Annotated in this window: 18 protein-coding genes; 15 read left to right on the top strand and 3 right to left on the bottom strand. The window is 53.9% G+C overall.

Annotated elements, in window-relative coordinates:
- Positions 1-210: 210 nt before the first annotated feature.
- Both F7231_RS26155 and F7231_RS26150 read left to right on the top strand, forming a co-directional pair.
- A complete protein-coding gene (locus F7231_RS26155; protein WP_166694191.1) occupies positions 211-966 on the top strand; it encodes a DUF6577 family protein in 756 nt (251 codons plus the stop codon).
- Position 967: 1 nt separating this feature from the next.
- Positions 968-2,008, top strand: coding sequence for a nucleotidyl transferase AbiEii/AbiGii toxin family protein (locus F7231_RS26150; protein WP_166694190.1), 1,041 nt, complete (start codon positions 968-970; stop codon positions 2,006-2,008).
- Here the strand turns inward: F7231_RS26150 and F7231_RS26145 are convergent.
- The 3 genes from F7231_RS26145 to F7231_RS26135 form a co-directional block, all read right to left on the bottom strand.
- Entirely contained in the window at positions 2,005-2,283 is a 279-nt protein-coding gene (locus F7231_RS26145; RefSeq protein WP_166694189.1) for a hypothetical protein, read from the bottom strand. The genes F7231_RS26150 and F7231_RS26145 overlap by 4 nt on opposite strands.
- A 12-nt stretch (positions 2,284-2,295) precedes the next feature.
- Complete coding sequence (locus F7231_RS26140; protein WP_166694188.1) at positions 2,296-2,892, bottom strand: nucleotide-binding protein; 597 nt, start codon at positions 2,890-2,892, stop codon at positions 2,296-2,298.
- A 154-nt stretch (positions 2,893-3,046) separates the two neighbouring features.
- Positions 3,047-3,649 carry a hypothetical protein gene (locus F7231_RS26135; RefSeq protein WP_229370399.1) on the bottom strand — a complete coding sequence of 201 codons (603 nt, stop codon included), beginning with the start codon at positions 3,647-3,649 and terminating at the stop codon, positions 3,047-3,049.
- 248 nt (positions 3,650-3,897) lie between these two features.
- Here F7231_RS26135 and F7231_RS26130 point away from each other — a divergent pair, with 248 nt between their 5' ends.
- From F7231_RS26130 to F7231_RS26070, 13 genes are all read left to right on the top strand, one after another.
- Positions 3,898-4,236, top strand: a complete 339-nt coding sequence (locus tag F7231_RS26130; RefSeq protein ID WP_166694187.1) for a DUF4134 domain-containing protein — start codon at positions 3,898-3,900, stop codon at positions 4,234-4,236.
- Between the two features lie 52 nt (positions 4,237-4,288).
- Positions 4,289-4,783 carry a DUF4134 family protein gene (locus F7231_RS26125; protein ID WP_229370397.1) on the top strand — a complete coding sequence of 165 codons (495 nt, stop codon included), beginning with the start codon at positions 4,289-4,291 and terminating at the stop codon, positions 4,781-4,783.
- Positions 4,780-5,232 carry a DUF4134 family protein gene (locus tag F7231_RS26120; protein WP_166694185.1) on the top strand — a complete coding sequence of 151 codons (453 nt, stop codon included), beginning with the start codon at positions 4,780-4,782 and terminating at the stop codon, positions 5,230-5,232. The genes F7231_RS26125 and F7231_RS26120 overlap by 4 nt, the downstream gene beginning before the upstream one ends.
- Positions 5,229-5,567 carry a DUF4133 domain-containing protein gene (locus F7231_RS26115; protein ID WP_166694184.1) on the top strand — a complete coding sequence of 113 codons (339 nt, stop codon included), beginning with the start codon at positions 5,229-5,231 and terminating at the stop codon, positions 5,565-5,567. The genes F7231_RS26120 and F7231_RS26115 overlap by 4 nt, the downstream gene beginning before the upstream one ends.
- A complete protein-coding gene (locus F7231_RS26110; protein WP_166694183.1) occupies positions 5,564-8,152 on the top strand; it encodes a TraG family conjugative transposon ATPase in 2,589 nt (862 codons plus the stop codon). The genes F7231_RS26115 and F7231_RS26110 overlap by 4 nt, the downstream gene beginning before the upstream one ends.
- Before the next feature lie 40 nt (positions 8,153-8,192).
- On the top strand, positions 8,193-9,197 hold the full coding sequence (locus tag F7231_RS26105) for a hypothetical protein (protein WP_166694182.1): 1,005 nt from the start codon (positions 8,193-8,195) through the stop codon (positions 9,195-9,197).
- Positions 9,198-9,242: 45 nt separating this feature from the next.
- Positions 9,243-10,526 (top strand): TraJ family protein, encoded by a 1,284-nt coding sequence (locus F7231_RS26100; RefSeq protein WP_166694181.1) that lies wholly within the window; start codon positions 9,243-9,245, stop codon positions 10,524-10,526.
- A 73-nt stretch (positions 10,527-10,599) separates the two neighbouring features.
- Complete coding sequence (locus tag F7231_RS26095) at positions 10,600-10,839, top strand: hypothetical protein (protein WP_166694180.1); 240 nt, start codon at positions 10,600-10,602, stop codon at positions 10,837-10,839.
- On the top strand, positions 10,836-11,450 hold the full coding sequence (gene traK, locus F7231_RS26090) for a conjugative transposon protein TraK (protein WP_019990986.1): 615 nt from the start codon (positions 10,836-10,838) through the stop codon (positions 11,448-11,450). Before F7231_RS26095 ends, traK begins: the two co-directional genes overlap by 4 nt.
- 1 nt (position 11,451) lies before the next feature.
- Positions 11,452-11,691 carry a hypothetical protein gene (locus F7231_RS26085; RefSeq protein ID WP_166694179.1) on the top strand — a complete coding sequence of 80 codons (240 nt, stop codon included), beginning with the start codon at positions 11,452-11,454 and terminating at the stop codon, positions 11,689-11,691.
- Positions 11,688-13,214: a conjugative transposon protein TraM gene (gene traM, locus F7231_RS26080; protein WP_166694178.1), complete on the top strand. Its 1,527-nt coding sequence runs from the start codon at positions 11,688-11,690 to the stop codon at positions 13,212-13,214. The genes F7231_RS26085 and traM overlap by 4 nt, the downstream gene beginning before the upstream one ends.
- A 21-nt stretch (positions 13,215-13,235) precedes the next feature.
- Positions 13,236-14,414, top strand: coding sequence for a conjugative transposon protein TraN (gene traN, locus F7231_RS26075; RefSeq protein WP_166694177.1), 1,179 nt, complete (start codon positions 13,236-13,238; stop codon positions 14,412-14,414).
- Positions 14,415-14,416: 2 nt separating this feature from the next.
- Positions 14,417-14,986: a conjugal transfer protein TraO gene (locus F7231_RS26070; RefSeq protein WP_166694176.1), complete on the top strand. Its 570-nt coding sequence runs from the start codon at positions 14,417-14,419 to the stop codon at positions 14,984-14,986.
- The last annotated feature ends 26 nt before the right edge of the window (positions 14,987-15,012 follow it).

The following is a 15,012-nucleotide window of genomic DNA, read 5'->3' as shown; positions in this document are numbered from 1 at the left end:
ATTACTATATACGTACCTAAAATCAAAGTTATCGTTTCTAAATTTTTATAAAACGTTTTTAAATTCATCATTAACGTACATATATATGTTTGTTTGAAGGCTCTTAGCATATTGTCTACCGAATAGCGAAATTGCTGAAAATCAATAGGTATTCCATTCAAAATTCTGGCAAAAAACACTGATATTTGCCAGAATTTTGAATAATACCCCTTGTCTAACGCAACCATCCATACTACCCTCCGCGAACAGTTCGGCACTCAGGACACCATCCCAAAAGCCGCACTGATTGACCTCCTGGAACGCTATTGGGGGGAAGCTAAACCTTCCACGCTTGCCTGGCGGTTGCATGAATTGACGCAGGAGGGCGTTCTGGTGCGGACAGGCTATGGTCAGTATCAAATCAACAACCGGCCAACCTACCAGCCTGACCTGTCGCCGACGCTCCGCAAGATCAGCGACAGGCTTAAAGCCCAATTACCCTTCACCGATTGCTGCGTGTGGGATACACGGGTACTGGCCGATCTGATGATTCAACAGCCAATGAGCGTTCTGCAACTGGTCGAGGTAGACCGGGTAGCGGTCGAGTCGGTCTATCAGCTTTTACAAGAACAGCCAATACGGGTCGACAGAAAAAACCTGGCTGTTTACCGCTACGAGGATTGGCTGTTGCTTAGTCAACACGGTCTGCCGTCCGCTACGCCAGTCATTATTAAACCGCTGATTAGCGAGAGTCCGGTACAGCAGCAGGGCAGGTACGTAACGGCCCCGCTCGAAAAGATGCTGGTGGATCTGGTGGCTGACACCGACCTGTTCTTTACATATCAGGAAGAGCTGCCCTACATCGTGCGCACCGCCTTCGCCAAATTCGTCATTAACCGCGATAAGCTCCGACGCTACGCCCGGCGTCGCAACCGGCTTGAGCAGGTCGAGCAACTGCTGAGCCAATCACCACCTGCCAAACACTAACATGATTCTTGCTGAGACATTTACCCGCAACTGGCTGGTAGCCGTTGCCAAACGTTTTCCCAAAGCCGTTGACCTGAAATTACTGGAAAAGGTGGTCTGGGCCTTGAAGCTGCTCGAAGAGTTACAGCGACAGGATCTTTCGTTTGTCTTCAAGGGTGGTACGTCGCTTATCCTGCACTACGAGCAACCCCGCCGATTCTCTATCGACGTGGACATCATCATGCCTGACAGGGCCGATCTGAGGGAACACTTTGATGCCATTGTAGCCAGCGGGGCCTTTGTAAAATGGGAGGATGACTCAGACCGCGCTTCGCACATCGGGATTCCGGTTAGTCACTACAAGTTTTATTACACCAGCGTGGTTGATCCACAGCACCCGCTCGAACCCGTTTTGCTGGATATTCTTTTTGCTGAAGTGAACTACCCACGCCTGATCGAGAAAGCCATCCGGCATCCTTGGATCAAGACTATCGAGCCGCTTACTGTCGTTCGACTTCCCGATACCGACAGTCTGCTGGGTGATAAGCTGACGGCATTTGCTCCGAACACCACGGGAATACTTTATACCAAAAAGCGGCCGGCTGAAATTATCAAACAACTCTTCGATGTGGGGCAGTTATTTGACGTGACGACAGACATGAGGGTTGTCGGGCAGTCCTTTGAGCGGACGGCGCAGGAGGAGATTGCGTACCGAAAACTGCTAATTACGCCGGTGGAAGTGCTCACTGACGTGCGCGAGACGGCCCTGCTGATTACGCGACGGGATGATAAGGACCCGTATTTTGTGCAGCTACAGGAAGGTATCCGGCGGATGGGGAGCTTTGCCATTGGCACCTTCACCATCGAAGGTGCCATTCTGGCCGGGGCAAAAGCGGCTTATCTAAGTCGATTGCTGGCTGAGGGAGCTACGACCCTTCATCATTATGAACAACCGGCTAACATCGCTGACTGGCAGCTAAGCGACCCTGCGACAAACCGACTTAACAAGTTGAAAAAGTCGCAACCCGAAGCATTTTATTACTGGTATTTGGCACTTCGTTAAGCCCGCCCTTTCACATACGTTTCCAGAGCATCCCGCACAATATCGCGGATTTCAATGTCCTCTTCCACCGAAATTCGGCGGATGGCTTTATGGAGGGCTTTGGGTACTTTGGTATTAAGCTGAACAAGATCATCGATGGTAGCCGCGTTGGGGTTAGTTGCCGATTTTGGGTCGGGCTGCGCTACCGGATTAACTTCCTGAATAGGAGCTTTGTGGGGTTCGTTTTTTAATTTATCAGCCAGGCGGGCCTGGCGTTCTTTCAGAGATTCGGCCATGAGGTCGCAGAATTAAAGTTGTTCAATGATTTCTTCGGCCAGGTCGGCCATCTCTTCGTGTGCTTTCTGGTCTTCCAACTGCACAATGCCCCCCGCAATGACGGATCGAATGTAGCTTACCCGTTCGTGGATTCGGGTTTTCAACGTCGGAATCGGGTAGGTATCCAGAATGTCTTTAATCTCCCGGTTCATCGACGTGCGTGGCTTGACCATGTTCAGCACGATGCCGGCGCGAAGGCTGGGGTAAGCCTGCTGAGTTTCTTGGAGCAGGGCCATCGTTGCTTTAAGGGCCATCGCGTCAAGGTAGCTCACCTTCGTGGGTACCAACACGAAATCTGACACGGAAAACAGTTCCGATAGCTTACTGGTTAGGTATGGGGGCGTGTCAATCAGCAATACGTCCAATTCGGGGTAGCTACCCTCCTGAAGGGCTTCGTAGCTAATAAGCGTAATACCATCCAGTAGCGAATCGAGTCCCTGCACACTACCCTGTAAGTCGGTATCAACGATACCCACCCGCTTGATGTCTTTGAGGTAGAACGCCAGATTGAGCGCGAGCGTTGTTTTGCCGACCCCGCCTTTCTGATGGGCCACGGTAATGATTTTCATGTTGGGTTTGCCGGTCAGTTCTAATCGCAAAAATGAAACAAAAAAATGGATAGGCAGCTATCTGAATAGTTAATTATCAGTTGAGTAGTCAATTATTTATCTATTCAACTGATAATCAGGGAGAACTTGTTAACAGAAAAGGATAGCCAGCTATTTAATTAGTCAACGTTACAATTCTCTCGACGGTAAAGATGCCCACTACCCGTTGGGTCGTTGAGAAAAGATCCGACGCTTTAATCGGAGTGTACTGCCCGGCTTTGGGCGTACCCGTCATGAATTGGTACAGGGTGATAGGGAATGTGTAGGTGATCTGTCTACCGCCCGCTCCTCCAACGATGCGGTCAACAACCGTTACAGCGTTGTAATCGGCCAGAACATCTTTTTTGATGGTAAAGTAGCTGCTGGCTACCCCAGTTGTTTTAGCATCCACGGCATACGTACCCAAGTCGAGCTGATCGTATCGACCAGCGGTGCCGTCACCCGTTAGTGAAAACTGTACTGAATCCCCTTTAGCCTGCACCCGAACAGTGTAACCACTGCCTTTTAGGTGGCCGCGCCCTTCGGTGTAGCCATTATCCAACTGGAGCCGCACACACGTGTAGTTACCGCTAAGTCGCACGGCCTGATTTAAGGACTGTTCGTTTCGCACGTCGGCTGATTGAGGAGCGTCGGTGCCGGAGGGTGAGCAACTCAGTAAGAGGCTGAAGAGGGCAACAAAAGCAAGTAAGGCCGAAAGGCGATTTAGTAAAGTAAGCATATTGGTTAAACAGGATAAAGCTCAGAAGTAAAGATAGCATACTGGTCAGCCTACATGCAACACCATTGACAAGACCATAGACGTCAATACAGGCTTCGTCAATTGAGAAAGCTGTAACACTTTGACTATCAATAATAGTTTATCGTTATAAATAATTTTTTAACTATAAATATTTAATTAATTAAACATTTTTCCAATCTTTGCAGAGTCATCTGGCCGGAGACAAAACCGTTCAAATCAAACTTTACATGAAACGATTTACTATCGTCGGGCGAGGTCTGCTACTAATCGCCGTAACGACGACGACTATGTTGGCCCAGACCGTGGATCAGACCAAAGGGATTGGGGCCGGGGTTCAGGTGCTCACGCAGACGACCAGAGACCTGCAAGAATATTTTCGGCCAATGACAACGGTGATGTACGTAATCGCGGCCATCGTCGGCATTTTCGGTGCCTTCCGCATTTATTCCAAAATGCAGGCGGGGGACCAGGATGTGCAGAAGTCAGCCGTAAACTGGGGCGGTTCAGTGCTATTCCTGCTGGCCTTTGCCGCGATTCTACAAGCCGTATTCTTCCAGAATGCCTGATGCTGCCTAATATATGTATCAAACCCGAACACTACTTCTGCTGGGTTGCTGTATGCTAACCTACGCGGGCATCGCACAGGACGTTAACCTGAATGGAAACGCGGCTGCTCATGTTGGTATTGACTCGCAGTTTACGAACCCTATTCTAAGCAGGATGCCTACGTTTCTCAAATTCGTTTGGGCGGTATGCGGATTGATGGCACTGATTGGTGGGCTACGCATCTACTCGCGGGTACAGGCCGGTACGGGTGACTTTGCCTTAGAGACCTGGCGGTTAGGCTCAGCCGTAATCGGGGTAGGTATCGTTGCGCTGTTCCTGCAAGGATGGGTAAGCTACCGGATGCCGAGTGTAACAGCGGCTCGCTTCGGCACCGACAAACTGCTGTATCGGGGCGGTGAAGACGACTCGGAAATAGTCGATCCGGCGCCGGGTGCTGTGGCGGCTACGCCGTACCAGCCGGGTCAGGATGCCCGCCTTGATTCGATTCGCAACTACTATCGTACAGCGTCGGACTCGCTGCGCGAATACACCCGACTGAACCGGTGATTCTGCTTTACGACGAATTTCAGGCTTATGGCCAAGTCAAATCCATCGGTCTGTGGCTCTGCGCGTTGGCCGCCGTGATAGCAGGGTTCCGCATCTATCAGAACTGGAACCGGGGCGAAGATGTCGAGGGGCCGTTGGTGCTGTGGCTAACCAGCATCGCCTTCTGTGGTGGAGCGGCCTACGCTGTGGATCGCTTCATCCTGAGCGGGGCCTTCTCGTCCTCGTTCGGGGGGAGCGATTACCTCGCCCAGCAATACACGCAGTCGATGGCCATCGAAGGCAACCGGGCGGCCTTGCTGCTGGGCGTTGTGATGGCCATCATCGGCCTGATTCGGGTGTTTCAAAAGTTTCGGCGGGGCGACGACGACCTCTACGAATTCATGTTCAAGTGGTTTGGCTCGTTGGCCTTTCTATTCCTGATGAGTTCCATTATTTCAGCTATGCTATGAAGTCTTATTCCATCTATCGCGGGGTCGATAACGAAATTGAGTTTCGGGGCCTGCGCGGCCAACACTTTTATTACGCAGCCGGAGGGCTGATAGCCTCGGTCTTCCTGACGCTGTTCAGCTACATTGTGGGCCTGCCCATTCTGCTGGCGATCCTGCTACTGGCACTGGGAGCGGGGGGAACATTGACCTGGTGTTACACCCAGCAAAGCCGCTACGGACGGTGGGGTGCCGTGAAGCACCAAGTGCAGCGGCTCAAACCCTCGTTTGTGTGCCAGTATCAATCGTTTAACCGGCTGGTGCCCGTACGCCAGCACTCAACCCGCAAAGCACGATGAAGAAAAAGAAGGCACTGGCCGACCTGTTCCCCATCCTGTGCATCGACGGGCCAACAGGATTCATTGTTTCCAAGAATGCCGACATCACGATGGCGTTTGAGTTGCAGGCCCCGGAAATCTTCGCCGTATCCGATACGGAATACGACGCGCTGCACGACGTGCTGATCCGGGCAACTAAGGTGCTGCCGGTGGGCTACATAGTGCATAAACAGGATCTGTTTGTTGAAGACGTATATACACCTACGTTCGAGAGTGAATTTTTGCGCTCCTCTAACTACATGGTCTGGGAAAACGAGCGGCATTTTGCCGACCGGCCCTACCTGCGTCACCGTTGTTATCTGTACGTGACGCGCCCGGCGATCCCTCCGCTCAAACGTACCAGCGGGCAATCGTCGCTGCTGAAGCGGCATCTTGTGCCGAAGGAGATACAGGAGAGCCGTACCTGGGCGGAGTTTGGCGACGTAATGAACCAGTTCGCGGCCATCGTGCAGGACTCAGGTAAGATGAAACTGCACCGGCTTACGCCCACCGAACTACTCGACAACGGCGAACAAACCGGGCTATTCCAACGCTACTTTTCGCTGTCACTGGATGACCCGACGCTGCACGACATCGACCTGACGGACGGGCTGACCGTAGCCGGGCAACGTACCTATACCTACACGCTGTCGGAGTTGGACGACTTCCCCAACGAGGTATATAATTCTGCCTGGCTGGAGCAGTTCTCCACCGACAGTAGCCACTTTCCCATTTCGACCGGCTCGGCGCTGGGTATGTTGTTGCCTTTCAACCACGTCTACAATCAGGTGTTGCTCGTCGAGGACGGCCACGCGCTGACGAATCAACTGGTGAAGGAAGTAAAGCGGCATACCTCGTTTGCGGCCTGGTCGAAAGAGAACGAGGTGAGTATCCGCTCAAAGGATGCGTTTATGGACGAGGTTAAAGACCGCAACCGGCGGGTGGTGCGGGCGCACTACAACGTACTGGTGTTTCACCGCGATCCCGACGTGGCCGATACCTACCGGTCCCAGGCTGCTGCGGCTATATCGAAACTGGGCTTTAAGCCGAAACTGGCCAGCCACGACGCGGAAACGCTGTTCTGGTCGTGCATCCCCGGCAACATCGCCGAGATTGGGGCGGATAACTTAGCGACCTGCTTTCTGGAAGAGGCCACCGCGCTCTGGAACACGGAGACCAATTATCGAGATGATTTCTTCTGCAAGAACGGCCTGCTGCTCACCGACCGCTTTGGTCGCCCGTGTATGGTAGACCCCTTCTTCGGGCCGATGGAGCGGGGTATTATTGCCAACCGCAACTTTATGGTCGTCGGCCCGTCGGGGTCAGGTAAGTCATTCACCATGAACAACATGGTGTTTTACCTGCTCAGTCACGGGATGCACATTAGCCTGGTCGACGTGGGTGGCTCCTACAAACGGCTCTGTGCGCTCATGGGTGGGCGGTACGTCACCTACGAACCCGACAACCCGATTGAGTTCAACCCCTTTTACAGCCGGGATCTGGACCCTGACGAGGAGACAAAGGACGCGCTGGCTAACCTGCTGATGGCACTCTGGAAGAAAGACGGCGAACCCGCAACCAAAGCCGAAGAGGTAACCATTGCCAACATCGTGCATGAGTACTACGGGGCCATGCGCCGGGCGCGGGATGCGGAGGAGAACCCCTTCACCTGCTTTGACAGCTTCTACGAATTCACGCGGGATACTTACCCGGCCATTTTTGCCCGGAATATGGGGTCGGAACGGGAGTTTAACCTAAACAATTTCCTGTACGTACTCCGCCCGTTCCACGCCGATAACCAGTATGGCTATCTGCTGAACTCCCGCCGTAACATCGACCTGATGGAGCTGCCCTTCGTGGTGTACGAACTGGATAACATCAAAGACCACCCCGTTTTGTTTCCCATCACGACCATCATGATTATGAACACCTACGTGCGTAAGCTGTTCAGCGTGAAGGGGGTGTTAAAGATGCTTATCATCGAGGAAGCGTGGAAAGCGTTGGCGAAAGAAAACTTTGCGCACTTCCTCCGTTGGTGCTCCAAAACGGTACGGAAGCACCTGGGTTCGCTCGGCGTGGTTACGCAGGAAGTGGACGATCTGGTGGGCAATCCCATTGTAAAGGATGCTATTATCAACAACTCTCCCATCAAGTTTCTGCTCGACCATCAGAACTACGAAAAGCGGTTCCCTGAAATCATGCAAATACTGTCGTTGTCGGAAAAACAGGCGGATATCATACTGAGCATCAACAAAGGCAAAGACCCAAATCGCCCGCCTTACAATGATCTGGCCCTGCTGCTTGGCGACTACTGCAAGGTGTACGGGCTGGAAGTCAGCCGCACCGCCTACGGTACGTTCACCACCGAGCGGTCGGAGGTGGAACAGATTAACGAACTGGCCAAAGAGTCTTACGGCAATGATTTAGAGTCGGCGGTAAAGGGCTGGGCGCGGGGCGAACGGGCTGGCGGCTACCTCCCCGTTAACGCGCAGGGCGTACCGGTGCTTCACCCCAACGGACGAGCACCCAAGGCCATAAACGGGGACACGAACTACTCGAAGCCGTAGCCCCGAACAGACTAACGCATTCCTAACAACAAACCAACCGATGCAAACCAACCGACTTATGCGGGTGGCCGGGCTACTGCTTTGCCTGTGCCTGACACCGCCCGCCCTTCAGGCTCAGTTTGTGGTGAGCGACCCTATCCACACGGCGGTATCGAACCTGATGTCGCTAATTCAGAAACCCTCCTTCAAAACAATGGTCGATGCCATTGAGAAGTTGAAGAAGGTCAAGGGGGCCGTGCAGAGCTACCACCGGGGTCAACAACTGATTCAGACGGTGCAGCAGACTACTTGGACACTGCAAAGCATCTCGACTGTCATCAGCAAGGACGGGCATATCTACCCGGCAGAGTACTCGCTAATTGCCGACGACCTGAGTGCAATGGGTACTCAGGCCAACGACATTCTGAAAGACATGCGGCAGGGGTCGTCGCAGAACCTCTTTGAGATAAACGATCAGGGCCGAATTGAGTGGATTTTCCGGGCCTACGAAAGTGCCAAGAAGTTTCAAGGACTGGTGAACAACTACTACTACAAGGTACGTGGTCTGTCGCTGCGCCGGGTACGTTCACAAAAAGACTGGCTGATGACCAGCCGCCTGTACGCAATGGCAGAACCAACGCTAAATAAACAGGGCAGCTACGGGGAAGTACAGTTCATGCTGGGCGAGAAGGGTTATGACGATGACTACACCGACCGCAGCAAGTCGGCCCTCGACGAGGAAACCATCGCGCAGCAACAACGGCAGAAGCAAGCCGAGATTGACCGGAAAACAGCCTTGATGCAGGAGTGCCAGGATCGGCTTCAGATTGCCGACTTACAGGGCGAGCAACAGGCGTTCGCGGAGATGAAGTTTCTGTATCCGCCCTACTTTGACCCTGACAAGAAAGGCAAGCCAAATGGGTACGTTGACCCATACGACGGGCATATCATCTCCGACGAGGAGTTTGGCATTCTGGTACGGATTCGCGGCAGACAAATAGCCGCAGACAAACGAGCCGCCATCCAGCGAGAGTGTCAGGAAAAGATGAATAGCAGCGGAGGTTAAGCATCTCATTATCAATCTACCGACGTACCAATTCACTTACATCTTATGCTATTCGACGCGTACAAAACACTGCTGGGTCTTTACGCCGACATGACGGCCTCGACGATGGACATTACGGCTCTAATCGAGTCCAAAATCAGGGCCGTAGCCGGTATTGGTGCCCTCGTTTATATCTTCTCACGGCTGGTTCCCCAAGTCATGCGCTCGGAGTCGATTGACTTCTTCCCCTATCTGCGCCCATTCATGCTTATGGTGCTCATTGGTCTTTCGCCCCGCATCTGCAACGGTATCGACAAATTGGGAGAGAGCATCCGCACCGCCGTGGAGCGGCAAAACGGTACCCTCTACGACAAGATTGCCGAGCAAACCAAGCTACTTCAACAGACCGTCGATGCTAAGTGGCAGGAAATTGGTGAACACCCTGAACTTTTCCGGCAAGTAGACCCCTCTTTCGACCCTGACGCATTCGGGTCGAGTCTGAAACTGAGCTTTGCGGAGTACTCCGAGAAGTTCAAATACGAGTTGCTGTCCTACACGCAGGACATCCTGCTGGCCCTGATGCAACTGGCCGAGTGCATCCTGTTTCTCATCTCGTTCACCTACCGGCTGGTGTTACGGATGGGCGCGCCGATTGCCATCGCGCTGGCTGTATTTCCCGGCATGAGCAACAACATCGCGGAGTGGTTCGGTAAGTACATCAACTACACACTGCTCCCCACCGTGGCGGCTATTTATTCCTCCATTGCGTTCAAGGTTACGCTCAAATACCTGAGCTACTACGACCCCAAAACCATCGTGTTGGGCAACGCGGGCGGTGCCGAAGCGCACACGCCGGAGTACATGGGCCTGGCCTTTATCGGCATTCTGGTGATGTGTTTGATTGGCTATTGTCAGGTACCGTCCATGACAAACATGCTGGTGACGGTGGGTGGAGTCGGCGCGATGGTGCAGGGAGCTACCAGTTTAGCCAGGTCAGGAGCTGGTATAGTCGCATCCCCGGTAACCAGACCGCTCAAAGCGGCTGGCCATTCGGTGGCTGCCCGCGTCGGTAATAGCGTCACCAACGTAGCGCGGCTTGGTGGCAATATGGCGGCTGGCGTGGCCCGCTCCCCTTTTACGATGGCAGCGCACGTCGCCGGGGGTATGGCACGTGGCGCACGAGCGGGGGCTTCGTCAGGCGGAAGTGTTTTTGGCCGGGGTGTAAAAGGGTTTGCGGGGGGCGTGGCCGGGGCCGTCATCGGGACGGGTGCCGGTGCGGTCGCGGCTACTCACGGGGTCACCGTCGGAGCCTACCGGAAGACTTACCCAACAAAGAAAAATCAACTCTAATTCATTGCCTTTAGGCTATACAGAGCCTTGACTTCTCGACTCTAATTCATTGCCTTTTATAAAACATAACCCGATGAACTACCATCAAAACAACCTGTTGGTCAAGCACAAACACGTAACCTGGCTGTGCGTGGGCAGTCTGCTCATGCTAGCCCTTCTGGTTACCTGGAGCATCGTCTGGAGCTTTAGCCGCTACCGTCAGGCGACGCAGTACACCTATGTGTTTCACCACAAAGGGGCCGCTGTTTCCATCTACGACGAACGAAGTATCCCCCTCATTACCAAATTCAGCCCTTACCAGCCCTACCGATGAAAGAGCTACTGCAATTGGAAAAAGACTTTCAGCGGGGGCGATGGCTGCTGATAGCGGCCTTCGGGTTCAGCTTAGTCGTGGCCCTTACCGCCGTGGGGCTGGCGTTCAAGTACAGCAACGAGTTCAGCAAACGGATTTACCTCGTCAACCGGGGCGAAGCCATTCAGGTGACGTGCGGCAGCGTGACCGACAACCGCCCGGCAGAATTACGCCACCACGTCGGGCGGTTTCACGAACTATTTTTTACGGTTTCGCCTGATCCGAAATCTATCGATGACAACATCCGCCGGGCCATGTTCCTGTGCGACGAATCGGCTAAGCGGCTGTACAACAACCTCGCTGAGCAGAATTTCTACCGCGATATGGTGCAGGGTAACGTAACGCAACGGGTGCAAATCGACTCCGTGGTGGCCGACCTGCGCCATTATCCTTACCGGGCCATTACCTACGCCCGGCTGGTGCAGGAACGGGCAACGGCTATTGTACATCGGAGCTTAGTTACACAAACTAACTTGGTGGACGTGAACCGGAGCGACAACTCCCCCAACGGACTGCTCATGCGTGACTTCCACATTCTGTCATCGCGCGTTACGCAGGAATACAGCAAATAAGATGGGCCTGTTTGGATTTACTGATCGTCCCCGCCAGCCGGAGCTGGGTGAACGTACCCAGGATCATCCCGCCTTCCGATTCGGCAAGCTGATGGCAGACTATCTGACCCGGATGGAACGTAGGTTAGCCAGTACACTCAATCAGGGCCAGCACCGCATCGGATTTGGGACCAGAAACGCACTTCTCGCAGCCCTGGGAGCTTTTTTTCTACTCTATTTTATTGCCTTACTGACGCAATGAACCCACTTGAACAACCGCAGAACAACCCTTTTTTTGATACACCGATTGAGGAACAACCCGCGCCGGGGAGCGAAACGGTTCAAAAAGGCAAGATAGGCCGCAAGCAGATTTTGCTGCTTTTCGGCGGGTTTGCCTTCCTACTCGGCGTAGCTATTTTTGGTTTTATGGGTAGCTTTATCTCCTCCGATACAGCCAACCAAACCGCCCAAACACCCGACGGTGGAGCCTCGGCGTTGGCTCCCCCGGAAGCCCGGCCACACAACCTCGATGCCAAAGAGAAGTACGACAAGTACGGCTTTGATGCAGGTACGCTCAATCCGACCCAATCATCGGCCATCGACCGGCAGGCGGCAGCGGGTACCCAACTGCTGACGGGCAAAGACCCCTCGATGACACGGGCCACCAATGAAATGCTGACCGATGCCGATATAAATGCCATTCGTAAACAGGCGGGTCAGACTACACAGCCGTACCTGACAGCTACGGAGCGTAAATCAGCCCAACACAACCAATTGAAGCGGCAATTCGACCATCAGCAGGCTGAGCGGGATGTGATCTATCGAACTATGCACCGCTCAGCCAAAGGCCGGGAGCAACTGGCCGAAGAGCGTACAGCCAAACGACAACGCGACCTCGACCAGCAAACCGCCGACGTGCTGCTGCGGCAAATTGATCGGGCCAACCAGCGAATGACCACCGGAACATCGGGCAATGGCCTGCCCTCCGCTACGGAGCCACTGCACCTAAATGAGTATCGGGAATTGAAAGCAAAGTACGGCGGGGAGTTGCCTCCCTCCTACCGCACCCTGTTCAAGCGGGAAATCGCGGCTGAGGAAGGCACTGCTGATCAGGAGGACGTAGCTACGGAACCCGCTTTATCTATTCGATCAACTGGCGCACCAGAACGAAAGGCAATGAATTTAAGTAACGCGGGCTTTTATGGACTATCGACGACGGTGGCAAAGTCAGCGGCCAACCCTTCGCCAACGGCTTCATCCATTCCTGCTGTGGTGCACGGCGATGGCGACGCTGTTACGGTGCAGAACGGTAGTACGCTGAACCTACGCCTGCTCGAAGAGACCACTCTTCGTCTGAACGGTGCATTGGTAAAACTTCCGGCTCATACGTTGCTGGCAGGTACGTGCAGCATCAGTGCCGACCGCGTAAACGTTACGGTAACGAGTGTGCGGCTGGGTAGCGACATCTATCCTGTTCGGCTCACAGCCTACGACTTAGATGGCCGTGCGGGCCTTTCTGTGCCAAAACTGGCCGATAAGAACCGGGTGGCGCAGGGCCTGGGAACCTCGGCGGGTCAGGCTGTTTCGTCGCCCTACTACTTCGTGCCGCAAGGCTCATTCGGGCAGCAGGTGGGCAGTCAGTTGGCTATGCAGGTGACCAACACCGCCTTTCAGGGCATTCGCTCGCTGGTGCAGTCCAAACTGACGGCCGTTAAGGTAACGGTCAAACCCAACTACCGCATTTTTCTTCGAGCCGAGCAGGCCACTGCTGGCTATTCCCATTAACGATTCAACACAACCGTATTCATGAAACGCCCTTTCTTACTCTTTTTCATTGCCTTTACGCCCTTACTGGCCGTAAGCCAAACACCCAGACAAGCCAGGAAAGGTGCCCGCCTTCAGACCCCGGTCAAACCGGTTGCGGGCAAAACCCTTCCCCTGTTGGCTACTACGTCGAAAGCCCCAGGTACGTTGGCACTGCTTGTAGCCACGAAGACAAAGGCCGTTCCTCCAACGAGTGCCGAGGATACTAAGGCGAATCAATCGCCCCCCGTCCCTGCACTCAAAGTCGCTACACCGGTTCGGGTGGCCAATCCCGAATTGGTTGAACGAGTTCGAGAAAAACCGTATCTGCTGCCTATCGACCGGGCAGCAGTGAAAGGATCGTACCCGCTCGGCATTTCCGACCGAAAAACCACCCACATTATCTTTCCGACGAAGATCAGAGAGTTCGATGCCGGCACCGACTACGTTCTGGCGCAGATTCCGGAAACCGTGACGAACGTCCTGCGCGTGAAAGCCAATCCGAAAGCGACGATATTCTGTCAGGCCGATTCGGGAAAAGAAACCAATATGACCGTGATTACCGAGGACGGCGGGTTTTTCTCGTTCCTGATCCGCTACCAGGAAGAGCCTGAAATCCTGAACATCAACATGGCCAACAACGTCACAGCCGACGATTACACCAGCCGGTCGTTGGGCATCAACCGGGCTGCGGCCATTACGTTCGTGCAGTCCGTATCGGCAACGGATGGGCTACCGGTGGCAGAGGCCGACTTACTGAATCATTGTGAGCGAGTGCTGGAGCGCAAGCCGTTCATGCGCAACATCGGAGCCTCTTCGATGCGGCTCACCAACCTACTGACGGGCATCTACGTAGCCGACAAAGTGATGTACCTGCAATTCAACCTCCGCAACGACAGTCAGCTTGACTACGAGGTTGATTTTATGAAGTTCTACGTCCGCGACAAAGAGAAGCTCAAGCGCATGGCGGCTCAGGAAGTCGAGTTAAAACCCTACGGCCGCTATCCGGTCGAACCGAAATTACTCCGGGCCAAAACGGAGCAGCAGGTGGTGTACGCCCTACCCATGACGACGCTCACCGAAGACAAAGTGATGGAGATTGAACTATATGAAAAGCAGGGAGGTCGCCACCTGCGCTTTCAGGTGGAAGCCGACGTATTACTCTTAGCCAAACCCTTCTGACCATGAAAAAATCAATGCTTTTGCTGTTGTTCACCTGCCTGCTTTCGGGTGGAACTCACGCCCAGACACACCTTAAAGGGCAGCGTTTTGTAGAGATACAGGGGGGCGTGGTCGATGGCTTGTCGGCCTGGAATCCGGTAGGCTTCGTGGGCCTGCTCTCGACCGGTCGCTACAACCGGCAGTACAACGCCTGGAAGGTGACGACCAGCTATATGCAGAAACCAATAGTCGGAACAGACATAACCTCGGCAGGGCAGCTCCGGCAATTCAGCATAGGCTGGGGATACGAGTTTAACCTATGGCGTAATGCGTATCGCACCCGCTTCGTGCGCGGCTCTGTTCAGCCGCTGGCTACGTATGAAACATTGCCTACTTCACCGAGCCATATGATGACGGATTCAGTTTGCGCAACAGTGGCATCGGGCCGCAGATTTCTGTTGGGTGCCAAAGCAGGGGTCGAAATTGAATTTGCTCCGGTGGTTCTCAGCATCCGGCAATGGTGGTTGCCGAAATCAGGTATGCAGCCGTTTTTTACGATGGTGGGCGTCGGCTGGCGGTGGCATGGGCGGTAGAGTTAGACTAAAACAATAGCAAGCCC

The organism is Fibrivirga algicola, from assembly GCF_011742925.1.
Taxonomy (GTDB): domain Bacteria; phylum Bacteroidota; class Bacteroidia; order Cytophagales; family Spirosomataceae; genus Fibrella; species Fibrella algicola.
Note: the sequence above shows the minus strand (reverse complement) of the source record. Positions and strands in the feature narration are given on the sequence as shown.